The sequence below is a fragment of the bacterium genome (assembly GCA_035703895.1).
Taxonomy (GTDB): Bacteria; Sysuimicrobiota; Sysuimicrobiia; order Sysuimicrobiales; family Segetimicrobiaceae; genus Segetimicrobium.
This window is the reverse complement of sequence record DASSXJ010000113.1, coordinates 18,613-41,717: the sequence shown is the minus strand read 5'-3', so window position 1 is coordinate 41,717 and position 23,105 is coordinate 18,613. Positions and strand designations below refer to the sequence as shown.

General features: G+C 65.8%; 21 protein-coding genes. 17 read left to right on the top strand and 4 right to left on the bottom strand.

Translation table 11 applies throughout. The features are described from left to right. The first annotated feature begins 16 nt into the window (after nt 1-16). The 9 genes from VFP86_07925 (at nt 17) to VFP86_07885 (ending at nt 9,587) form a co-directional block, all read left to right on the top strand. Entirely contained in the window at nt 17-1,030 is a 1,014-nt protein-coding gene (locus tag VFP86_07925; GenBank protein ID HET8999556.1) for an ABC transporter permease, read from the top strand. Next, complete coding sequence (locus VFP86_07920) at nt 1,023-1,856, top strand: ABC transporter permease (GenBank protein HET8999555.1); 834 nt, start codon at nt 1,023-1,025, stop codon at nt 1,854-1,856. Before VFP86_07925 ends, VFP86_07920 begins: the two co-directional genes overlap by 8 nt. A 51-nt stretch (nt 1,857-1,907) precedes the next feature. Further along, the gene (locus VFP86_07915; GenBank protein HET8999554.1) at nt 1,908-2,894 is read left to right on the top strand and encodes a zinc-binding dehydrogenase; all 987 of its coding nucleotides are present in this window, start codon (nt 1,908-1,910) and stop codon (nt 2,892-2,894) included. Nucleotides 2,895-2,898: 4 nt separating this feature from the next. Continuing rightward, nucleotides 2,899-4,458 carry a class I adenylate-forming enzyme family protein gene (locus VFP86_07910; GenBank protein HET8999553.1) on the top strand — a complete coding sequence of 520 codons (1,560 nt, stop codon included), beginning with the start codon at nt 2,899-2,901 and terminating at the stop codon, nt 4,456-4,458. Continuing rightward, a complete protein-coding gene (locus VFP86_07905; protein HET8999552.1) occupies nt 4,458-4,865 on the top strand; it encodes a PaaI family thioesterase in 408 nt (135 codons plus the stop codon). Before VFP86_07910 ends, VFP86_07905 begins: the two co-directional genes overlap by 1 nt. A gap of 64 nt (nt 4,866-4,929) precedes the next feature. Next, nucleotides 4,930-6,528, top strand: a complete 1,599-nt coding sequence (locus tag VFP86_07900; protein ID HET8999551.1) for an ABC transporter substrate-binding protein — start codon at nt 4,930-4,932, stop codon at nt 6,526-6,528. A 13-nt stretch (nt 6,529-6,541) separates the two neighbouring features. Then, nucleotides 6,542-7,495, top strand: a complete 954-nt coding sequence (locus tag VFP86_07895; protein HET8999550.1) for an ABC transporter permease — start codon at nt 6,542-6,544, stop codon at nt 7,493-7,495. After that, nucleotides 7,488-8,384, top strand: coding sequence for an ABC transporter permease (locus VFP86_07890; protein HET8999549.1), 897 nt, complete (start codon nt 7,488-7,490; stop codon nt 8,382-8,384). Before VFP86_07895 ends, VFP86_07890 begins: the two co-directional genes overlap by 8 nt. A gap of 15 nt (nt 8,385-8,399) precedes the next feature. Further along, a complete protein-coding gene (locus tag VFP86_07885) occupies nt 8,400-9,587 on the top strand; it encodes an amidohydrolase family protein (GenBank protein ID HET8999548.1) in 1,188 nt (395 codons plus the stop codon). Here the strand turns inward: VFP86_07885 and VFP86_07880 are convergent. From VFP86_07880 to VFP86_07870, 3 genes are all read right to left on the bottom strand, one after another. After that, nucleotides 9,571-10,242 (bottom strand): VOC family protein, encoded by a 672-nt coding sequence (locus tag VFP86_07880; GenBank protein ID HET8999547.1) that lies wholly within the window; start codon nt 10,240-10,242, stop codon nt 9,571-9,573. The genes VFP86_07885 and VFP86_07880 overlap by 17 nt on opposite strands. Before the next feature lie 66 nt (nt 10,243-10,308). Beyond that, nucleotides 10,309-10,869: a YdeI/OmpD-associated family protein gene (locus VFP86_07875; protein HET8999546.1), complete on the bottom strand. Its 561-nt coding sequence runs from the start codon at nt 10,867-10,869 to the stop codon at nt 10,309-10,311. Further along, a complete protein-coding gene (locus VFP86_07870) occupies nt 10,869-11,396 on the bottom strand; it encodes a DUF1697 domain-containing protein (protein HET8999545.1) in 528 nt (175 codons plus the stop codon). Before VFP86_07870 ends, VFP86_07875 begins: the two co-directional genes overlap by 1 nt. A gap of 135 nt (nt 11,397-11,531) precedes the next feature. Between VFP86_07870 and VFP86_07865 the strand changes: the two genes are divergently transcribed. From VFP86_07865 to VFP86_07845, 5 genes are read left to right on the top strand one after another with little or no spacing between them, the layout of a single operon-like run. Further along, on the top strand, nt 11,532-12,242 hold the full coding sequence (locus tag VFP86_07865; protein ID HET8999544.1) for a CerR family C-terminal domain-containing protein: 711 nt from the start codon (nt 11,532-11,534) through the stop codon (nt 12,240-12,242). Further along, on the top strand, nt 12,239-13,504 hold the full coding sequence (locus VFP86_07860; protein ID HET8999543.1) for an efflux RND transporter periplasmic adaptor subunit: 1,266 nt from the start codon (nt 12,239-12,241) through the stop codon (nt 13,502-13,504). The genes VFP86_07865 and VFP86_07860 overlap by 4 nt, the downstream gene beginning before the upstream one ends. Further along, nucleotides 13,468-15,492 (top strand): ATP-binding cassette domain-containing protein, encoded by a 2,025-nt coding sequence (locus tag VFP86_07855; GenBank protein ID HET8999542.1) that lies wholly within the window; start codon nt 13,468-13,470, stop codon nt 15,490-15,492. The genes VFP86_07860 and VFP86_07855 overlap by 37 nt, the downstream gene beginning before the upstream one ends. Before the next feature lie 4 nt (nt 15,493-15,496). Continuing rightward, nucleotides 15,497-16,603, top strand: coding sequence for an ABC transporter permease (locus VFP86_07850; GenBank protein ID HET8999541.1), 1,107 nt, complete (start codon nt 15,497-15,499; stop codon nt 16,601-16,603). 12 nt (nt 16,604-16,615) lie between these two features. Next, nucleotides 16,616-17,779 carry an ABC transporter permease gene (locus VFP86_07845; protein ID HET8999540.1) on the top strand — a complete coding sequence of 388 codons (1,164 nt, stop codon included), beginning with the start codon at nt 16,616-16,618 and terminating at the stop codon, nt 17,777-17,779. 550 nt (nt 17,780-18,329) lie between these two features. On the opposite strand, the gene VFP86_07840 is transcribed toward VFP86_07845, so the two are convergent. After that, on the bottom strand, nt 18,330-18,755 hold the full coding sequence (locus tag VFP86_07840; GenBank protein ID HET8999539.1) for a hypothetical protein: 426 nt from the start codon (nt 18,753-18,755) through the stop codon (nt 18,330-18,332). Between the two features lie 1,112 nt (nt 18,756-19,867). On the opposite strand from VFP86_07840, the gene VFP86_07835 reads away from it, so the two are divergent. Genes VFP86_07835 through VFP86_07825 form a run of 3 tightly spaced genes read left to right on the top strand, consistent with a single transcriptional unit; the run spans nt 19,868 to nt 23,088 of the window. After that, nucleotides 19,868-20,707: a hypothetical protein gene (locus tag VFP86_07835; protein HET8999538.1), complete on the top strand. Its 840-nt coding sequence runs from the start codon at nt 19,868-19,870 to the stop codon at nt 20,705-20,707. A 3-nt stretch (nt 20,708-20,710) separates the two neighbouring features. Then, complete coding sequence (locus tag VFP86_07830) at nt 20,711-21,223, top strand: hypothetical protein (GenBank protein ID HET8999537.1); 513 nt, start codon at nt 20,711-20,713, stop codon at nt 21,221-21,223. Nucleotides 21,224-21,258: 35 nt separating this feature from the next. Then, nucleotides 21,259-23,088, top strand: a complete 1,830-nt coding sequence (locus VFP86_07825; GenBank protein HET8999536.1) for a N,N-dimethylformamidase beta subunit family domain-containing protein — start codon at nt 21,259-21,261, stop codon at nt 23,086-23,088. Nucleotides 23,089-23,105: the final 17 nt, after the last annotated feature.

Here is a 23,105-nt window from a genome sequence, read left to right as displayed (position 1 = left end):
CCCTCCCGGTATGGTGATGGGCCGCTATCTGATCCGCCGGGTGATCCTTGCGCTGCCGACCCTCGTCGGCATCACGTGCGTGACCTTCCTCGTCTCCCACCTGCTTCCGGCGGATCTCGTCTTGACCAGCCTGGGGGACCGGGCCACCCAGAGTCCCGCGCTCGTCGCCGCCTTCCGCCACCGCTGGGGCCTCGACCGGCCGGTGGCGGTTCAGTACATGATCTATGTCAGGCATCTGCTCCATGGCGATCTCGGCATGTCGATTGCGACGAACCGTCCCGTGCTGTCTGAACTGGCACTCTCGCTCCCGGCGACGGTGGAGCTTGCGACCTTGGCGCTGCTCGCCGCGCTCGGCGCGGGCATCGCGATGGGCGTGCTCGCGGCGGCCACCCGAAACTCTGCGGTCGACGCGGCCACGCGCGGTCTGTCCGCGGTGGGGGTGGCCATTCCCACGTTCTGGTTTGCGATTCTCCTCGTCTCCACGGTGTACTTCCGCCTTGGATGGGCACCCGCGCCGGGGCGCCTCACGGCGGGTCTGATCCCTCCCGAACCGGTGACCGGCATGTATCTCGTGGATACCCTGTTGCGCGGGCGACCCGATCTCTTTGCCGACGCGCTCAGCCACATGGTGTTGCCCGCGACAGTGCTGGCCACCGTCGGCATTGGCTTTGTCACGCGGATCACGCGGGCGAGCATGCTGGAGGTCCTCACACAGGATTACGTTCGGACGGCGCGGGCCAAGGGCCTGGCGCGGTGGAGTGTGGTTCTTCGTCATGCGCTTCGGAACGCCCTCATCCCGGTGATCACCATCGGGGGCACGCTCTACGCCCAGCTCATGTCGGGGACGGTGTTGACCGAAACCATCTTTTCGTGGCCCGGGATGGGACGGTATGCATTTTCCTCGGCGGCCAGCCTCGACTTTCCCGCGGTGATGGGCGTGGCCCTCGTTATCGGCGTCATCTACGTGATGGTCAACCTCTGCGTCGATGTTCTCTACGTCCTGGTGAATCCTCGGGTGCGGTTTGATTGAGCGCCCCCGGCGCCGGCGCCGGCCGGTCGGGTTGATCCTCGGCGGCGTGATCGTCGGCCTCGGAGTAGGGGCGGCAATAGCCGCGCCGATCCTGGCGCCCCACGGACCGGACGAGCAACGCCTCGAGGCGGCGTTTCAGCCGCCCTCGGTGGGCCATCCGTTCGGCACCGATGATCTCGGGCGCGAAGTCTCAGTCCGCGTCCTGTACGGTGGGCGCTATACGCTGACCCTCGCGTTTTCGGTCGTGGCGCTGGCCGGTGTGGCCGGCATGTTCACCGGCGCGCTCTCCGGGTTCTTCGGCGGATGGGTCGACGAGGCGGTGATGCGGGTGACGGAGCTCGTCATGGCGTTTCCGGCAATCATCCTGGCGATGGCGATCGTCGTCGCGCTCGGGCCCGGCCTGGTCAATGCGGGGCTCGCGATGGTCCTGGTGTGGTGGCCCCCCTACGCGCGTCTGGCGCGGGGCGAAGTGCTGGCGGTCCGGACTCTTGAGTACGTGGAGGCGGCCACCGCGATCGGGCACACCCCGTGGGGCATCTTCCGCCGCGCGATCTTGCCGAGCATCCTGCCTGGGATGGTGGTCCTTGCCACAATCGATCTTGGCGCGGCGATCGTCACCGGCGCCGGTTTGAGTTTTCTCGGCCTCGGTGCGACGCCGCCGACGCCGGAGTGGGGGGCGATGGTCAGCGCCGGCCGGGAGCTTCTCGCGCAATGGTGGGTGGCGACGTTCCCGGGACTCGCGATCTTTCTCACCGTCATCGCCCTGAACTTCGCGGGAGACGGCATCCGCGACGCGCTCGATCCGAGGATCCGCGTGCGGGCCTAGCCGCCGCGGCGCGACGAGGAGAACCCGAGGGGATCCAGAAAAGAGGCCGTCATGCGGGCGATCGTGATCCACGAGCACGGCGGACGCGACAAGCTTACGTTGGAGCAGGACTGGCCCACCCCGCGCGCCGAGGCAGGCCAGGCGGTGGTCCGCGTCCACGCCTGCAGCCTCAACCACCTTGACATCTTCGTCCGGCGCGGTATGCCGGGCAAGCGGACGCCGTTGCCGTTTGTCAGCGGGGGCGACATCGCGGGCGTGATCGCGGAGATCGGCCCGGAGGCGCCGGGGCTCGCCGTCGGAACGCGGGTACTGGTCGACCCGGCGATCGAGCACGGCGCCATCGGAGAGGACGCCCCGGGCGGACTGGCTGAATACGCGCTCGTGCCGGCGGCAAACCTTATCCCCCTTCCTGACATCCTGGCGTTTGATCAGGCGGCGGCCCTGCCGATCGCCTACGGGACGGCCTGGCGGATGTTGCGCACGCGGGGCCGGATCGGCCCCGGGGAGCATGTCTTGATCCTGGGAGCCTCTGGTGGCGTGGGCACGGCGTGCGTGCAGATCGCGAAAATGGCCGGCTGTATCGTGTACGCCGCGGCCTCGACGGAGGACAAGCTTGCGAGGCTGCGGGCGCTCGGCGCCGATCACCTGATCAACTCGGGGGACGGGGAGTTCGACCGCGAGGTGTGGCGGCTCACGACCAAGCGTGGAGTGGATGTGGTGGTCGACTACACCGGCGCCGAGACCTGGGCGCGGAGCCTGCGGAGCCTCCGCAAAGGAGGGCGCCTCCTCACCTGCGGAGCGACCACCGGGTTCGACGCCAGGACCGACATCCGGTACATTTGGGTCCGGGAACTCACCATCCTCGGCTCAGACGGCTGGAGCCGGCCGGATCTGCTGGCGTTGCTGGACGCGACGGGCGCCGGGCGGATCCGGCCCGTGATCGATCGGGTGCTGCCGCTGGCACAGACCGCCGAAGGCGAGCGACTCCTCGAGGACCGCGAAGTCTTCGGCAAGGTCATCATCCGTCCCCAGGAGTAGGGTGATGCCGGCGCCTTCGGGCAACTTCGGTGACCTCGCCCACATCCCGATGCGGGCCTTTCCTGAGCGGCCGGCCGTCATCCAGGGCGACGTCACGCTGACCTACGGCGAGCTCGATGCGCGGATGAAGCGCGTCGGCCGCCTGCTCCGGGGCCTGGACGTCCACAAGGGGCAGCGCGTGGCCCTCCTCTTCCCGAACGAGTGGCCGTTCATCGAGCTCTGCTTCGGCAGCATGCGTGCCGGCGCGGTGCCGGTCCCCCTCAACATCCGGCTGGGCTACGACACCCTCCGGTACTGCGTCGAGCACTCGGACGCCGAGGTGCTGTTCGCGTCGCGGACGCTACGGGATCAGGCCGCGCGGCTCAAGGCAGACGTCCCGGCCCTCCGCACGATCGTGGTGACGGGAGCGACGCCTTCGGGAATGTTTTCGTACGAGCGGCTGCTCGAGGCGGCTCCACCGGAATTCGAGACGGTTCCGGTCAGGGGTGACGATCTCTGCATGCAGCCCTATACCTCAGGATCGACGGGGAGACCGAAAGGCGTGCTGCTGACGCACGGAGGGCAGTTCTGGAACGCGGACATGGTGCGGCACGTCATGATGCTCGACGAGACCGACCGGGGCCTCGTCGCCGTGCCCCTGTACCACAAGAATGCCATGGCGGCCGCGGTGAAGCCGCTCCTGATGGCCGGGGGAGCGCTGGTCATCTTGCCCGGGTTCGATGCCGGCGAGGTGATCAAGGCGATCGCCCGCCACCGGTGCACCTACCTCACGGGCGTGCCGGCGATGTTTCGCATGATCCTCAACCAAAAGCAGCTCCTGTTGGAGTACGACGTGAGCTCGGTGCGCTGGGCGGCGTGCGGATCGGCGATGGTGCCGCCGGACTTGCTGCACGAGTTTCAGGCGACGTTTCACGCAGGGATCAGCGAGGGCTACGGGTTGACCGAAGGCGGTCCGGTGGTCTTCGAAAGCCCCCGCTTCGGTCCCCGAAAAACAGGGAGCACGGGGCTGCCGCTCCCGGGCTGTGAGGTGCGGGTGGTGACGCCCGGCGGCCGGGAGGCTCAGACCGGGGAGGCGGGCGAGCTCTGGGTCCGGAACCCCGGACTGGCCAAGGGATACTATAAGGCGCCGGAGATCACCGCGAACAAATTCGACGGCGAGGGATGGCTGCACACCGGGGACCTCGTGCGGTGCGATGAAGACGGCTACTACTACATCCTCGGCCGGACGGACGACATGATCAACGTCGGGGGAGAAAACGTGTACCCCAAGGAGATCGAGGATACGCTCCTCCGGCACCCGGCGGTCCGGGAGGCCATTGTGGTCTCCGTGCCGCACGTCGTAAAGGGCGAGGCCCCCGTGGCGTTCGTGGTGCTCCACGACGGGCAGGCAGCGACGGATGAAGAACTCACGCAGTTTTTTCTGGGGCGCGGCCCGGCCTATGCGCATCCCCGGCGGGTCTTCTTCCTCGAGGCTGTGCCGCTCGGGAGTACAGGCAAGGTCGACCGTCTGGCGCTGCGGAAGCGTGCGAAAGAGATGGTCGGCGTGCTGAGGGGAGGGGGGTAGTGTCACGCCTGCCGCTCGAGACCCTCGCGGACGTCCTTCGCCGGTCGCCCTTCCATCGGTTGCTGGGGCTGGAGATGGTGCGGGCGAGCCCCAGCGAGGTCGTCGTCCGCATGCCGTTCCGAGAGGACCTGTTTGCGGGAGACGACGAGACGGGCCGGTATGTCCACGGGGGGGCAATCGCCACCCTCATCGATACCGCCGGTGACTTCGCGATCATTGCCGCTGTGGGGTACGATGTCCCCACGGTCGACCTGCGCGTGGACTACCTGCGCCCGGCGCCACAAGGCGCCCTCACCGCGACCGCCCGCGCGGTCAAATCCGGGCGGTCTCTTGCGGTTGCCGACATCGAGGTGGTGGGCGAAGACGGCACGCTCGTGGCCATCGGACGCGGGGTCTTCAAAACGTGACGAGGAAGGTACAGGCCCGAGCTGTGAAGGGGCGACACCGGCTCGAGCGAGAAGGGGGACTTCGATGAGCAAACGGATCGGTGTTCTGCTGTTAGCGCTCGTGGTGGCGTGCGGGGCGAGGGTTCCCGCGCTCGGCCAAGGCACCTCGCAGGCCATCGTCTCCATTTGGGGGCTCCCGATCCGCATTTTGGGCAGCACCGAAGCGGTGACGTCCTATGTCAGTCTCTTGCTCAACGACTCGCTGACGGCCGTGGACGGTCAGGGGAATGTCTCCGGGCACCTGGCCGAGAAATACCCGGCCTCCCCCGACGGCAAGACCTACGTGATGACGCTCCGGGCGGCCAAATTCCAGGACGGCACCCCGGTCACGGCCCGGGACGTCAAATTCACCTACGAGCTCTACCTGCACGCCAAGTATCCGACAACGTCACCCGCCCTCCTGGAGATCGCGGGTGCGCAAGAATACAAGGCCGGCAAGGCCGCATCGGTGAGCGGCATCACCGTGCTGACACCACGCGCGATCCGGTTCATCCTCAACCGGCCGTACCCGTACTTCTACGAGCAGATCGGGACGGCGCCGATCATTCCCGAACACGCGCTCCTCAATCTTGACGTCGCCCGTCTGCAAGAGGCGCCGTTCGTGCGAAAGCCGATCGGGGCCGGCCCCTACCGCTTGGTGGAGTGGCGTGAGAAGGAAAGCATGACCTTCGAGGCGTCCCCCGACTACTGGGGAGGCGTTCCGACCCTGAAGCGCGTCGTGCTGAAGCTCATTCCCGAGGATGCGACGGTGATCGCCGAGTTGCGCGCCGGGAACATCGATGCCGGCCGCATCATTCCTGAAGCCTATGACAGCTTCCGGACCGACCCTCGTGTGCGCGTGCTGCGCATGCCGGGGGACACGAACTACTGGTTTACCATGAACGTGAAATTGCCGGTCTTTCAGGACCCGCGGGCGCGGCAGGCCATGGCCTATGCGGTCAATCGCGACGAGATGCTCAGGGCGCTGTATCGGGGGCTGGGGACGACGGTCCAGAGCCCGATTCATCCAAGCCTGTGGCAATACGATAAACAGCTCAAAGGCTACACGTACGACCCGGCGAAGGCGAAACAGCTGCTCGCGGAAGCCGGATGGACGCCGGGACCGGACGGCATCCTCCAGAAGGGGGGGCAGCGCTTCAAAGTCAAGTACGCGTTTCTCGCCGGCAAGGATTTTCAGAATCAGGCGCTGCTGATCCAGCAGTACCTCCGGGCGGTCGGCATTGAGATCGACGTGCAGGCCATCGAGCGGGGCGACTTCTTCGGCCGCTACTTCGTCCCGGGCGCTCCAATCGAGCTCGTGGGCATCGCCTGGTTCAACCTCCTCTTCCCGCCGCAGAGCGAACTGGAGACGGGCTTCAAGAGCACCGGGTCCGTCGCGCAGATCAGCGGGTACAATAATCCGGAGATGGACCGGCTTCTCGATGAGGCCAATGCCACCCGCGACCGGACGCGGCAGAAAGCGCTCTACGATCAGATCCAGGAGCTGGTGCTGCGGGACGTCCCGCGGGTGATGACGGTGCGGCCGGACGTCATCTGGGGAGTGAAAAAGACGCTGACGCTGCCCGGGGGCGTCAACTCGCTGTTCGCGTTTTTCAGTTCCATCCCCACGTGGCGGAGCCGGTGAGATAGTTTCCGGGGTGGGTGCGTATCTCGCCCGGCGCGTGATCGCCCTGGTCCCGCTCGTGCTCGGAGTCACGGGGATCGTGTTTGCGCTGCTGGTGCTGGCGCCGGGGGACCCGGTGACGTTTCTCATCCCGCCTGAGCAGCGGGGGCAGGCCGACCTCGCCGAGATGCGCCACCAGCTCGGACTGGATCGCCCGCTCCCCGTCCAGTACATCTCCATGATGCGGGACCTGCTCACCGGCCGGCTCCGTGCATTCAGCGACCGGCGACCGACAATCCAGCGGGTCACCGAGGCGCTCCCCGCGACGCTGATCTTGACCGCGACGTCGATCGTGATGACGGTCCTCCTGGCGGCGCCGATCGCCTTTCTATCCGCGCGGCGCCCGTACAGCCTCGTGGACCACGGCGCGACACTGTTCTCCTTGCTGGGCATTTCGCTCCCGACGTTCTGGTTCGGGCTGGGGCTGATCTTCGTGTTCACCGAGCGGCTCGGAGTGTTGCCGGCCAGCGGCCTCCGCCCCGCGGGTACCTCGGGGTACGATCTCTTCGTCATCTGGCCGTACCTCGTCATGCCCACCGTCGTGCAGGCGCTCGGCATCCTGCCGGTGCTGGTCCGCTATGCGCGGTCCTCGCTGCTGGAGACGTTGGACCAGGACTACATCCGGGTGGCCCGCAGCAAGGGCCTCCGGGAGCGCGCCGTCATGCTGCGGCACGTCGCGCGGAACTCTCTCGTCCCGGTGGTGACGATCCTGGCGCTGCTCGTCCCCTTTCTGTTGAGCGGCTCGGTCGTGATCGAGACCGTCTTTGCGCTCCCCGGGGTTGGGCAGCTTGCGGTAAACTCCGCGCTGTCCCGCGACTATCCGACCGTACTGACGACGACGACCATCGCCGGGATGCTCGTGGTGCTGAGCAACCTGCTGGCCGACATCGGCTATTTCTACCTGGATCCCCGCATCCGGCATGGCTAGCCGCTCAGCGGGCCTGGACGCTCTCGCGCCGTCCCTTCCGGTGCGGGCCGCGGGCCGGCGCCGGGGGCCCTGGCAGCGGTTCCTCCGCAATCCGCGGGCGATCCTCGGCGCCGGGCTGATGCTCTTCTTTGTCGTCGTCGCGGTTGCCGCGCCGCGCCTGGCGCCGTTTCCCCCAGATCAGCCCCATATCCCGGATGTCCTCCACCCTCCGGGGGCCCCCTACCTCCTCGGGGCGGATCAGCTGGGGCGGGACATCCTGAGCCGGATCATCATCGCCTCGCGCGTCTCGCTGGCGATCGGGGTGCTGTCGATGCTGGTCTCGATCGTGCTTGGGACCTTCATGGGAGCGCTGGCGGGGTTCTTCGGCGGCCACCTCGACGGACTGCTGATGCGGCTGACGGACATGGTCATCGCGATCCCGGTCTTTTTCCTGACCGTGGCGTTTCTCGCGCTGTTTGGGCCGAGCATTCCCGGATTGATCTGGATCATCGGGCTCACGGCGTGGCCTCCGACGGCCCGTCTCGTGCGGGCGGAGTTCCTCACCTTGCGCGCGCGCGATTTCGTGGCGGCGGCCCACGCCACCGGGGCATCCAACGCGCGGATCATTATCAGGCACATCCTGCCGAACGTCGTGCCGGTGATCGTCATCTCGGCGACGCTCCGTATCGGGCTGGCCATCCTGACCGAGGCCGGATTGAGCTTTCTGGGCCTGGGCGTGCAGCCTCCGCGGCCGAGCTGGGGGAACATCATCGCCGACGGCCGGGCGTATCTCGGCATCGCCTGGTGGGTGTCGCTCTTTCCCGGCCTGTGCGTGTTCCTGGCGGTGATGGCGTTCAATCTCCTCGGTGACGGGTTGCGGGATGCCTTCGACCCGAAGCTGCAGATCTAGCGAAGGAGGCGGGTCATGAGTCGGATCATCCTGCGCGGCGCGAAGGTCTTCGACGTTACCGCCAGGCGAGCCCTGGCGGGGGTCGCCGTGGTCGTCGAGGGGGACCGCATCGCCGATGTGGTCCCATCCGCAACGGTCGGCGATCCAGGGTCGGCCCGAGTCGTGGACCTCACCGGGTGCACCCTGCTGCCCGGCCTCGTTGATCTGCACGTCCACCTGGGCTGGGGGTCGCGGGGATTCGAGACCAGTCCCGCCTCCATTGCGCTGCGGGCCGCGCGCAACGCACGCGCTGCGCAGGCGGCAGGCATCACGACGCTGCGCGATGTCGGGACGACGGATGGGGTCGCGATCGCCGTGCGCGACGCGGTGGTCCGGGGGGACATCTCCGGCTCTCGGGTCGTGCCCTGCGGTCGCATTCTCTGCATGACAGGGGGTCACGGGTCCGAGCCCCCGGCCCTCCCGGGGATGGCCCGCGAGGCCGATGGGGCCGACGACTGCCGCAAGGCGGTGCGCGAACAGGTGAAGGCGGGCGCCGACTTCATCAAGGTGACGACCAACGGTCCCCTGAACGTTGTCGAATTCACCCAGGAGGAGTTGAATGCCCTGGTTGACGAGGCGCACCGCCTGGGGAGGCGCGTGGCCTGCCACGCCTCGATCCTAGATTCGACTCGAATGGCTCTGCGGGCCGGTGTCGATACGGTCGAGCATGGATGCGACCTGGATGAGCAGACGGCGCGGGAGATGGCTGGTCAAGGGGTCGTACTTGTGCCCACGCTCCTGGTGTCAAAACTCATCATGGACCGATGGGAGGAATTCAAGGCGGTGCCCATGATGCGGTCGATCCCCGTGCGCGCCAAGCGTCACGTGGAGAGTTTCCAGATCGCGATGGCCGCCGGCGTGACGATCGCGGCCGGGACCGATCTCTTCTTTGGCCTGGGGGATTTTGAATCGCTCCCCCGGGAACTGGAATATATGGTTGCCTGCGGCATGAGTCCTGCAGATGCCTTGGTCGCGGCGACCGCTCACGGAGCCACGGCCATTGGGATGCCGGACCGGTTTGGGGCCGTCGGCAGGGGCACGCTGGCCGACCTTGTCGCGGTAAAAGGCGATCCCACCGAGGACATCGCTGCGCTGCATCGGGTCTCGCTCGTGATGCAGGGAGGGAGAGTGGTCAGAGACGGCATCGCTAGCGGATCACCGTGACACCGCCGGGCGTGTCGATCTCCACGGCCAGGACCCCGCCGGTGCCGGCTCGTTCAACCTCGAAGTGAATGTCGTTCCCCAGCAGTGATCGAATCCGCACGGAGGTGCCGGCCGGGTCGGGATCCCCCAATCGCACTGCGCGGATGCCTCGGGCTTTCGACGGGTGGTCGACCGGGGCTTCGGCAGGATGCATCCCGGGCGGTACCGACCACTCGATGACGAATGGCAGCGCGCTTGGTTCCTCCGCCGCCAGGAACTGTGTGCGCCAGCGAAGGATCACGCCATCCGGACGCTTTCGTGCCCCAGGGGTCGGCTCCGACAGCTTCACTCCCGCCTCCTTGAGGTGCGCGCGCAGCGCGTCGAGGTTGTCGGTGCGGACCGCCCACGTGGCGAACGTCCGGCCCTCGGAGAGCGCCCGGGTGATGCGGCCCCTGGTAGGCGTCCGGCTGGCCTCTTCAGGGTCAACGACCGCGATGAGCTCTAGATAGGACGATCCGAGGGGGACGATCATGTTTGCCGTCCCGATTCCGGGATGTCGCCCTCCCTCCAGAGCGCGAAGCCCGTACCGCTCTTCGAACCGGCGGGCGCCCTCGGCCAGGTCCGGGACCGCGACCAGGACGTGATCGAGCAGCACGCGAGGATGCTGGTGGCTCATTGCACGTGACGCTCCCTCACCGTGTGACATCCGCATGCGCCTCGGCTCGGTGCATGACATCGTGATTCAATGAAACTTCTCTCCCCGGGCCAGCATCTCCACGATCGCTCGCGTTCGCTTCTCTCTGGTTTCAGGCTTCTTTGCCGTCTGGAGCCGGTACGTTATCGAATACACATTCGCCTTGTTGAGCGTTTTAAAGAAGGTGTGCGCCTCCTTGTTTTTCCCGAGCGCCCTGAGAAAGTCATCCGGCACGACGGGGCTGCTGGATGAATCATAGGCAGCCTGCCATCGACCATCCGCCTTGGCGGCGTTCACCTCGTTCAGCCCGGCGGGGGCCATGTCCCCGGATTTCATGAGGCGGTGGGCATGCCGCGTATTGATCTTGGACCATCCGCTTTTGGGGCGCCTCGGCGTGAATTTCTGTAGCCAGGATCGGGAGTTCAAGGGCTGTTTTTGTCCATCAATCCAACCAAAGCACAGGGCTTGATCAAGCGCCTCTGCATACGTCACGGTGGCGACGCCCGAGTCCTTTTTGTAAATGCGCAGCCAGATGCCGTCCGGTTGGCGATGGTGTTTGGCAAGCCAGGTCCGGAACACACGCGAAGATGCGAAGCTCAGGATTTTCATCAGAGTTTCGAGGCCATTTCAAATAATGTGGTGACGGTGTTCCAGTTCCGAGTCGTCGCGCTGACTGACAGCGCTTTTTCAAACGCGGCATTGGAGAGCTTGGTCTTGCCATACCCGCCGGGACAATACAGGTAGATTTCCCGGCCGCGAAGGGAAAACCGATCTGGTGTGGTGGAAAGGCCGTCCAGGTTCCCCAGAGCGCTTTTTGACACGACCGTTGAAAGAAACGTGACGTGCAGCTTCGATCGATCGATGCCGTGTTCTTTCAAGAACGGGTTGCGCTTGATCACGATGCCCATTTCTCGCCGTGTCTTGACGAGGACGGGCACGGAGAAGCCCACGTCACGGAGAATGGCTTCGCTGATGCGCTTCGAGAGCAAGGATGGCGACGTCGAAGGGGCTCGGAAAACGATGTTGCCGCTCTGGACGTACGTCTCGACATTCCGAAATCCCAACGCCGCGCACAATGCACGAAGATGTTCCATGCGGATGGTGTTGTGTCCGCTCACATTCATTCCTCGCAGCATCGCAGTGTACGTCGGCACGATGTAACCCGAACTGGATGACGTTCTACATGGCGCGGGGACGAAGAGTGTCCGCCGTCCATGATAACATCACGGGGCTTGACTTTCTAAAATGCATGATTTAAACTGGTGTTTGAAATGCCGAATCTTCAGGCGAGGCGATCCCCAGAGGGGGAGCCGGCGAAGGCACGCGCCGGCGATCCTACCCACGCGAAGCTGCTCGATGCCGCCGGCGCGGTCTTCGCGGAGCGCGGGTTCCACGACGCAACCGTCCGCGAGATTTGCGCGCGGGCGGGGGCCAACATCGCGGCCGTCAACTATCACTTCGGAGACAAGTTGGGACTGTATACCGAGGTGCTGCGGAACGCGGTGCGTGGGGATCAGCTCGAGCCCATGCGCTCGGTGGCGGGCCAGAACGTCCCGCCCGAGCAGGCCCTCAGGCGCTTGATCAAACTCAGGCTTCGGGGCGTGGGGGAGGGAGATCGGCCGGCGCGGCTCGTGCTGTTGATGGCCCATGAATTCGCGCAGCCTACCCCGGCCATGTCCCGCGTCGTGAATGAGGCCCTGCGGCCGATGTACGATCGCCTCAGGGACATCGTCGGAGCCATCCTGGGGCTGCCGCGCGATCACGACACCACGCGGCTGTGCACGCACAGCGTCATCGGGCAGATCGTCCACTACGTCGTGGCGCGCCCGATTCTGGCGAGGTTGTGGCCGGAATTGAAGATGACGCCTGCGCAGGTGGACCGGATCGCGGATCACATCGCCGACTTTTCGCTGGCATATCTCCAGGCGTTCAAGTCCTGGCGTGGGCGCGCGTCGTCCATACCCGTTCGGAGGCGGACATGACGGCCCAGGACGCTGCTCACGCTCCCGCGCAGGCGCCACCGGTCGCCCCCTCCGCGGCGCGGCCGCACGCGCGTCGGCGGTCGCTCGGGCTCATTGCGCTCGTGGTGCTCGCCGGCCTCGGCGTCTACGTCTGGCGCACGTACTTTGCCGTGCCTCCGGTGCCGGACAGCATCGTCACGCTCAGTGGCCGGATCGAGGGCGACGACTCAGCGATCGCCCCGAAGGTGGCGGGGAAGATCTTAGACGTCCGGGTGCGCGAAGGCGACAGCGTGCGGGCGGGGGACGTCATCGCGATTCTCGATGACGTACAACTCCGGGCCCAAGAGGACCAGGCCCGGGCATCCTTGCGGGATGCGGAGGCGCGGGCGCAGGCCGCCAACGACCAGATCGCGGTACTCCAGCAGCAGCTGCAACAGAATCAGCTCCTCATGGCACAAGCGGTGACCGACGCCGAGGGCCGGGTACGGCAGGGCGAGGCGGACCTGGCCGCGGCCGAAGCCGACGTGGCCCAACAGCGCGCCGCCTACGAAAATGCGGTTTTTAACCGGAACGCGTTCACACGGCTCGCCCAGCAGGGCGCCGTATCGGAACAGCAGCGTGTGCAGGCCGTCACGGCGGCCGAGGCGCAGGGGGCGGCGCTCGCGGCGGCACAGCGGCGCGTGGCGGCCGCGAAGGGTGCCTTGACGGCGTCCCGTGCCAACCTCGCCAATCCTGGGATCCGCGGCGCCCAGATGGCCGCCGTAGAGAAGCAGATCGTCCAGCAGCACGCGACGATCGGGAGCGCCACCGCCCAGGTGGCGCAGGCCCGTGCGGCGTTGGCGCAGGCGGAGGCCAACCGGCAGGATCTCGTGGTTCGCGCCCCCTTCGGCGGAACGGTGATCACGCGCTCCGCCGAGCCGGGCGAGGTCGTGACCGCTGGGACGTCAATCGTCACGCTCCTCGACCTGAGCCAGGTCTATCTGCGTGGGTTTATCCCTGAGGGGCAGATCGGCAAGGTCAAGATCGGGCAGCCGGCGCACGTGTACCTCGATTCGAATCCGAATCGGGCCGTCGACGCCTTGGTCCTCCGCATCGATCCTCAGGCCACGTTCACGCCGGAAAACACCTACTTTCGCCAGGACCGCGTCAAGCAGGTCGTTGGCGTCAAGCTGCAACTCAAGGGCGCGACCGGCCTCGCCAAGCCGGGCATGCCGGCCGACGGCGAGATCCTGGTGAGCGGGGGTGCGTGGCCGCCGGGCTGGAAGGGCTGGCACAGTCAGTGATGGCCGGGGGCGCCGTCTCCACCGTCAACGAACGCGCCGAGGCCACGCCGGCGGGCACGGCGATTCGCGTCAGCGGCCTGTGGAAGCGCTATGGATCGATCGAGGCCGTCCGGGGCATCGCGTTTGACGTCCGCGCAGGGGAGATCTTCGGCGTGATCGGCCCGGACGGCGCAGGCAAGACCTCGACCTTCCAGATTCTGGCCGGCGTCATGGAGGCCACGGCAGGGACCGCGGAGGTATTCGGACGCCCCGCGCGCGAGGCCCGTGCGCAAACGGGGTATCTGACCCAGACGTTTAGCCTCTACCCGGATTTAAGCGTCGCAGAGAACCTCCGGTATGTCGGCGATCTGCGGCAGGTGCCGCTCCGGGATATCACGGAACGGGGCCGCCGGTATCTCCGGTTGTTCGACATGGATCGATTCGCGGACCGGCTGGCCGGACAGCTCAGCGGCGGCATGAAGCAAAAGCTCGCGCTGGCCTGCGCCCTCGTACCCCAGCCCAAGGTGCTGCTGCTGGACGAGCCGACGACCGGTGTGGACCCGGTCTCACGCCGCGAGTTCTGGGATGCGCTCGCGCACCTCGCCGCAGACGGCCTGACGATTCTGATCGCCACTCCCTACCTTGATGAGGCCGAGCGCTGCCACCGGGTGGCGCTCATGCACCTCGGTGTGATTCACCAGTTGGGACCTCCGGCGGAGCTGCGGGCGAGCCTGCACGCCCAACGGATCGAATTCCGCACCACGGCGCTGAGCGATGCCGAGCACGCCCTGATGGAGACCAGCGGCCCCGGCCGCGAGATCATCGATGTCCAGCGATTTGGCGACCGCCTCGACCTCCTCGTCCACAACGCGGATGATGCGCGGCGCCTCGTCGAGGAGACGATGGGCCGCGCAGGCGTGCCCATCGAGGAGATGCGCGTCGATGAGCCCACACTCGAGAACACATTCGTCGCGACGCTGCGCGGCCTAGGCCAGGAACCCGCTGCCGCACCCTTCCCCCAGCGGCACGACCACGCCGGCACGCGCGGCCGGACCGCGATCGGGGCCACGAGGCTGACGAAACGGTTCGGGAGCTTCACGGCCGTCGCGGACGTCGCCATCCAAGTGCGCTACGGCGAGATCTACGGCCTCCTGGGCGCCAACGGCGCAGGCAAGACGACGACGATCAAGATGCTGTGCGGCCTCCTCGACCCCACAAGCGGACAGGTCGAACTGGCGGGTGAACGGGGCACCGTGCGCTCGCCCCAGGTACGCCAGCGGGTCGGCTACATGTCGCAGAAATTCTCGCTGTACAACGACCTCACGATAGCGGAGAACCTCAGGTTCTTCGCGGGCGTCTACGGCGTGCCGGACGACGAGCGCGAGGAGAAGGCGCGCTGGGTGCTCGCATTTTCCGGACTCGAGGGGAAGCAAGACCAGATGACAGCAAGCCTGCCCGGGGGGTGGAAACAGCGCGTCGCCTTCGGTGCGGCGATCATGCACGAGCCGAGCGTCCTCTTCCTCGACGAGCCGACCTCGGGCGTCGATCCCCTAGCGCGTCGCGCCTTCTGGGGCATGATCAACCAGCTCGCCGACGCCGGCACCGCGATTTTGGTCACGACGCACTACCTCGAGGAAGCAGAGCAGTGCAACCGGATCGGGCTGATGGTGGCCGGCGAGCTCGTCGTGGAAGGTCCGCCGAGCGACATCAAGCGGCGGGAGATGGCCCACAGCCACCTGCTGGAATTCCGTGTGGATTCCCCGCAGCGCGCGGCGGACGTGTTGAAGGAAGGCACCGCGCCCTGGCGGGTCTCGCTGTTCGGGGATCGGCTCCACGTCATCACCGAGGAGGACGCGGAGCGGGCCATGCGCGCGACCGCCGGGGTCCTGCAGGCGAACGGGGTCCGCGTCATCAACGCCCGGGAGGGACGGTTCTCCCTTGAGGACGTCTTCATCAGCGTCGTAGAGCAGGCGCGAGAGCAGGGCCGGGTGTCCGAGGAGAGCGCGTGAACCGATGAGACGGACGCTGGCGCAAACCCGCAAGGAGCTGACCCAATTCCTGCGGGACCGGCTGTCGCTCGCGCTGGCCCTCGGGCTGCCAGTGGGGCTCCTCTTGCTGCTGGGCACGGCGTTCTCGCTGTCGGTTACCAATGTCCCTCTTGCGGTGCAGGACCTCGACGATTCCGCTGCATCACACGAGTTCCTCGACGCGTTCCGCGCCTCCCTCACATTCCACCTCGTGCCGTGGCCCGTCGACCGGGCGCCAGAGCAGGCGCTCACGACGAACACGGCGCGCGCGGCGCTGATCATTCCCGCCCGCTTTGGCCGCGACATCGCCCGCGGCGTTCCGGCCGCCGCGCAGCTCCTGGTGGATGGTGCGGACGCGAACACGGCCAAGCTGATCTCGGGCGATGCCGCCAGCATCGTGCGAGCGTACAACGATCGAACGGTGGGCGCAACGCGCCCCGCGCCGGTACAGGCGGCGATCCGGCTGTGGTACAATCCCGGCGAATCGTCCAAGAAGTTCTATGGGCCGGGCATCTTCGTATTGGGGCTCTCGATGTTCCCGGCCCTGCTGGCCACACTCGCGATGGCGAAAGAGGGCGAACAGAAGACGATCCTGCAGGTCTATGTGTCCAGCATCTCCGGCAGTGAGTTCCTGCTCGGGAAGATCTTCGCGTTCATGGCCGTGGCGCTGGCCGAAGCGCTGATCCTGCTCCTCCTGCTCTTCACATACTTCGGGCTCAGCTTCGCCGGGGACCCGACGCCGTTTTTCGTGGCCACGATATTGTATGCCTTCTGCGTGGTGGCCTTCGGCACGATGGTCGGGGCCGCCGTGCCCAACCAGGCCGCCGCACTGCAGGCGGTGTCTCTCGGCGGATTCCTCCTCGTGATGCTCCTGTCGGGACTCTTGTTCCCGATCACGAACATCCCCGCGGGCCTCCGATGGATCAGTAACTTGGTGTGGGGACGGTACTATATCGAGGTCGTGCGCGACGCGCTCCTCCAGGGCGGCGGGTGGCCGGCGGTGTGGTACAAAGTCCTGATCCCCGGCGTGATCGGCGGGATCTTCTACGCGCTGGCCTGGCGGACCATCCACCGCATGCAGCTGTCGGACTAGGTGCCTCCGACGATGTTCCTGCGCGCCTTCCTATCCGACCGGTGGCGGGCCCTCGCCGCGAAGGAGTTTCGGCAGATCCTGCGCGACCGGCGCCTGGTCTTCTCGCTCGCCGTAGCCCCCGTGCTCCAACTCCTGGTGTTTGGCTCCGTGCTGAATTCTACCGTGGCCGACGTGGCCCTAGGCGTGGTGGACGAGAGCCGGACACCGGAGAGCCGCGAGTTGGTGGCCGTGCTCACGCAGAGCCAGAGCTTCCGCTTGGCCGGCTATTACCTCTCGGCCGATCGGCTGGGGGACGCCATCAGCCGTGGGGTGGCCGATGCCGGTATCGTGATTCCGTACGACTACGCCCGCACCCTCGTGCGCGGCCGGCCCACCACCGTGCAGTTCCTGCTCAACGCGATGAACGTGAACACCGCCCAGATCAGCCGGGGGTACGCGGAAGGGGTTATCGCAGCGTACAACGCCGGGCTCGCGGCGCAGGGTCTGCACGTCCGCTTTCAGCAGATCGCCGCGCAGCCGGTGAGCCGTCGAGGATCCGTCGAGCTCGATCCGGCCTTCCTCTTCAACCCCGGTCTCGTGAGCACGTGGTTTATTGCCACCGGAGTGCTGGGCATCCTCCTGATTCTCAACGGCGCCATCGTCGCCTCGACGGTCATGCTCAAGGAGCGGGAGGTCGGGACGATCGAGCAGCTTCTGATGTCCCCGGCCACGACGGCGGAGATCATCCTGGCCAAGGTTGCCCCGCTCGTGGTGCTGCTGTTCGCGATGGCGCTGCTCTCGCTGGGGCTGAGTCGGGTAGTGTTCCAGGTGCCGTTTCGCGGCAGCCTCCTGCTCGTGCTCGGCGGCGCTCTGCTGTGCCTGCTCTCCGGCATCGGGATCGGGACCATGATCGCGACCTTCACGAAGTCCGCGCAACAGGCGCAGTTGACGATTTTCTTTGTGAACCCGCCGCTCGCGTCCCTGTCTGGCGCGCTCACGCCCGTAGAGGCGATGCCGCGTTGGTTGCAGCCGTTCACCGTCCTGAACCCCATCTACCACTTCGGCCGCATTACCCGGGGCGCGATGCTCAGAGGCACCGGGCTCGACGCGCTCTGGCCGAATCTGGTGGCGTTGCTCCTCTTTACGGCCGTACTCGTTTCTTTGAGCGTTTGGCGGTTCCGACGGCAGCTCAGTTGATCGGGACGTCTGGCGTCGCGGTAGCCGCCCCGCGAATGCCGTTGGAGCGTCGAATCAGGATAACAGGAACCTGGATTTACTGGCCAGGTCCGTCCTGGCCGAACGGAATTGGTGGCGGAGCTATGGGGTGGGATGGGAGCGTTCCTACCTTGACCGACTGACCCGGTCCATCCTGGCCTGCATGACCGGGTGCCGACAGAGCGACCAGTGAGAGTAACGCCAGGATGAGGATCGCCAGAACTCTATTCACCTGTCACCTCCGGGGATGCAAATGTGCGGGGCGGCTACGCACCAATCTATACCTGATCTCGATGCTGGTGATCTATCAGGCACCTGACAGGATTGATGTCGGCACGGTTACAGCAGGGCAGCTAATCGGGCCGACGCAAGATGTGATGATGACAATGTGGGCTCGCTCCGGATACTAGAAAAACTGGGGATGCATCGAGCGAGGGTAGAGAGCCGGACGCTCTTCTGGCTATTGCGACGAACGCTCCCGGATTCTTAAGCGCGTACTTTGACCTCAAACGGCTATCACGGCCGTGCTCGGCTATCTTGCTGGGCCCGCCGGATCCCTCCAGGCACCGATGAGTCGTCGTAGCGCCACGATCTGGCCCAAGTGGTACGCATTGTGCTTCGCCACACTGCACGCGAGTTTGTAGCCCACGGTCCATGCAGGTTCGTTGGCCGTCGTCGGGTGCACGATTCGATCCAAATCGTCCGTCTTCGCAATGTGCTTCAGGGCCTCGAGGGTCGCGATAAACTCGTCGCTGAGGACGGGCCACTCATCCGCGGCCACCTCGGGCCAAAGCTCACCGGGTTTCTCGACGCACGCTGGATCCTGAGCATAGATTAACTCCAAGTTGAACCGCATGTTGGCGAGCATGTGGGCCACAATTTGGGCAATCGTGTATGGCACCCCAAGCCGCACGGCGAACGCTTGCGTGGACGTCAGTCCGCCTAAGACGCGAGTCACGCTGGGGAAGTCGTGTTCTTGGCGATCATCCAACAACACTTGGAGTGTTGCCGGTGGCGGTCCGAACAAGGTCGTGGCCCGGGTTCCCGGCACCTCATCGCCCTGAGGGACTTCACCCTCGATCGACGCGGGGGAGAATGTCCAACTGGGACAGGTGCGGCGTAAGATTCCCACGTGCTGGTCCCATGCATTGAGAGCAAGTGCCGACGGTCCTTCGATCGATACCTTACCTTCGCGCAATTGGAAACCCCAACAGAACGCGACGAGGGGGGTAACCATGCGTGGGCCGCGCGGGCTAGGAACGGCACATAGGAAGCTGTGCGCCAACCAGTCAAGCGCAACTGATCGATCCTGTCGGGCCGGCGCATCAAACAGTGTGGGCGTGTACCCGAAGAAGGCAAATGGTACATCGAGGCCGTTCAGTACTGCGAGCGGATCGAGTTCCCAACTCACGCAGCCAGGCGGCCCACTGCGGACGATCTGCGTCCATCCCAAGAGGCTCAGATAGCCCTCGCCGGAATACTCGACGGTCGCTATGCAGACGGGGAACCCAAGCGCGGCATTCAGTTGATCATGCGCAAGATACGTCCCACAGCCCCAGCGGATGGGGTCCGAGTTCGGCTCAACCGTCACCCGTACCAAACCCGAATGGTCTCGAAGCCTAAACGGGAGATCAAGGAGCATGCAGGGCCTTTGTCATGATGCTGCTTTGTGCCGTCCAGATCGAACACCACGAGACCATGAGGTTTCACAAGATAAGACAGTCATCCCTCAGGCCCGATGCCGATTTCACAATTGCGGTCATCATCGGCACATGACACCCGCCGAAGCTGGCCCTCGATCCCTTCGATCTCACTGAAACGGGCCTCTTTTGCGCCAGAGTATCGCACAGAGGGTCGATTTGGTGCAAATTGGCGGCAGATCGGATGCCAAAAGCCCCGCGCCACCTCCCGTAGTCCCGGGCCCGCAACCTACCGCCTGAGAAGGGAAGCGATAGGGTGGGACTGAACCCCCACTCGAAACTTCGTCCAACGGTAGAAAGCGCTCGGAGATCGCGGTGGGCCCGTCCCGGGCCGGCCGAATGGTTCGATCGGGCCGCTAGGGGGAATGGAATGTTCGGCTCGGCGTCCGTCGAGGTCGCGATCGGTCTGATCTTCATCTACTTCGTGCTGAGCGTCATTGTTTCGCACGTCACTGAGCTTCTGGGGGGGATCTTCAGCTGGCGCGCCACGCTGCTCGAGGAGGGGATCAGGAATCTCCTCGCCGATCCGGCCCTCGCCGATCGCGTCCTCGCGCATCCGCTCGTGGCGCGACTCACCGGGAAACCCGGACGCCGCCCTTCGTACATTCCGAGCGATCTCTTCGCGCAGGCGCTCTTCGACGCACTCGTGCCGCCGAAGGGCACGCGAAGCCTCGCCGCAATCGAAGAGAGCGTCACGAAACTCCCCGACGGATCAACGAAAGATGCGCTCAGCAGCGTCCTGTCCAACGCCCAAGGTGGCATCGAGGAGAAGCGCAAGGCGGTTGAGGATTGGTATGACGGCACCATGGATCGCCTAAGCGGCGTGTACAAGCGCCAGATCCAGCTCGTGACGTTTGCCATCGGCGCATTCGTGGTGGCCCTCTTGGGCGTCGACAGCGTGGCCATAGCGTCCACGCTCTGGCAAGAACAGGGCATCCGAGCCGCGCTGACTGGTGCGGCGCAACAGGCAAGCGCCACCCGTCTTGAGGACGCCGTGAACACGCTCTCCGAGTTCGCGCTGCCCATCGGCTGGACGGTTAACCCGGCGACGCTCGCCGATTGGGTGATGAAGATCGCAGGCCTCGCCATCACCGTCTTCGCCGTATCGCTCGGCGCGCCCTTCTGGTTCGATCTCCTCAACCGCTTTTCCAACATTCGCTCGGCGGGCCCCAAGCCCAAGACGCGTCGGCAGCGGGTGCAGGCGACATAGGCCATGGCGCGCGTTTCTCCGCACCACGCGGCGATCGCCGCAGCCGTGCTCACCGCGGCCACGCTCGCCGGCCAATTCAGCGCGGGAAGCGTCCCAGCGCACTGCGTGGTGAGCGGGCCGCTCCCGGACCGCGGCTGCACGCCGGGCGCCCTCAACCCGAGCGTGACCCAAGCAAACATCAAGACGACGATTTGCGTCCAGGGCTACACGAAGACGATCCGGCCTCCCGTGAGTTACACGAACCCACTGAAGACGCGGCTCATGGCCGCGTACGGCGAAAGGGGATCAGCCAGCGCATACGAGCTTGATCACCTCATCTCACTCGAACTTGGCGGCAACCCGACGAGTCCGCGGAATCTCTGGCCCGAACCATACTCGCCGACTCCGGGCGCGCACGAGAAGGACAAAGTCGAGAACTACCTCCACCAGCAGGTGTGCGGCGGTTTGATGACCCTCGCGGAAGCGCAGCGCATCATCTCCACCGACTGGACCAGGGAGCTCGGGCATGTCAAGTGACCTAGATTCGGCTCCCCGCAAAGATGGAGGCAGATATGGCGGCAATCGAAGGGTACGCATCCCTTACCTCTGCGGCACCCGGGGACACTGTCAATTTCTGCGTTCGCGCCGACCAAACGCATAATGGCTTCACGCTGGAGATCTACCGCCGCGGGCTGAGCGATCGGCTCGTCGAGACACGCAACGGAACCGCGTTCACGCCAGGCGCCCAGGATGATGCGCGTCTCGCCGCCACCGGCTGCAGCTGGCCGCCGGCCGCGGGGTGCCAGATCACGATCCCTTCGCCCTGGACCAGCGGATACTACGTCGGGAAGCTCATCTCCGCCGACCAGGTGGCGTGGATTCCGTTCGTGGTACGATCCGCCGCGCCCGGCGCGAGGTCCAAGATCCTCGTCAAGATCAATGACACGACTACGCAGGCATACAATGCGTGGGGCGGTCGGAGCCTGTACAGCAGTCCGTTTGCCCCCAGGATCTCGTTCGATCGCCCGTACGCTGACCTCGACCTCTACGAGAGCTACCAGCTGCCGTTTCTGCGGTGGGCTGAAGCCAACGGATTCGAGCTCGAGTATTGCTCGGCGATGGACCTGCATACGAATCCACGGCTGCTCGAGAACTATCGATTGCTGCTCAGCTTCGGCCATGACGAGTACTGGTCCTGGGAGATGCGTGACCAGGTAGAGGCATTTATCGGGAACGGCGGAAACGTGGGCTTCTTCTGCGGAAACACGTGCTGGTGGCAGATCCGGTTTGACTTCAGCAACGGTGGCCGCATCATGGTGTGCTACAAAGAAACGGATGCCGTCATCAACCCCGGGCACATCCAAGACCCCCAGCGACAACCTCCGGAGCGGATTACCGTCCACTGGCACGAGACGCCGGTGCTGCGTCCGGAGAACTCGATGACAGGGGTGAGTTATCGGACCGGAGCCGGCATGTGGGATCCCCACCCGATCGTCCCAGCGCAGCGCTACCGAGGATACCGCGTAACGAACGCCGCTCACTGGGTGTTCCGGGGCGCAGGGGTGGCGGATGGCGATGAATTCGGCAAAGGCGCGAGTGTCGACGACACCATCATCGGCTATGAAACCGACGCCGCGGTCATCGCGGCGGGGAGCGTTCCCCCCAAAGTGGTCGGCTCTGACGGCACGCCGAAGAACTTCGTCGTCTTGGCGACGGCAGACCTATCCGATTGGGCCCCACCGGACGCACAGCGGGGCCAGGCGACGATGGGAATCTATCAGCGGCACGGCACCGTGTTTACCGCCGCGACGGTGAACTGGGCCGGGGGTCTCAGCCTCAACGCGACGTGGACCCCGGTCGATCAGATCACGAAAAACCTACTGCGCGGGCTCTCCGGCACGTGGCCCCCGGGCCTCGAGATCGCCAACTCGGGCTTCGAGCAATGGATCAACGCCGGTCCCGTCGGCTGGTCGCTCGACGGCGCGGGCCGCGTGTCCGCCGAGCGCGCCGTGCCGGATCCCAACTTCACCAACGTCCGTAATGATGGAGGTGGCCATTTCAGCCTGAAGGTTGACGCGGCCGCGGGCGAGACGTGGATCAGCCAGCCAGGCCTCCTGTGCGCGGCGGAGACCACGTACGGCGTCGGCTGTTGGGCCAAGGCGTACGCGCCGGGTGCGACGATCCGGCTGCAGACCACCGATACGTGGGCTGATTTTGTCACGGCCGCACACACCGGCAGTGGAAACTGGGAATACCTGTTCGCGGTGGGATCGGTGCAAGGCGACAAGTCCGTGTTCCCGGCACGCGTGAAGATCCAGGTCGCGGGCGGTCTTCGGGCCTGGTTTGACAACGTTGCCGTGATGGCAATTCCGGGGCATCCGGATTGGGTCGATCGCCGGTGAGAATCACGGCATCCCTA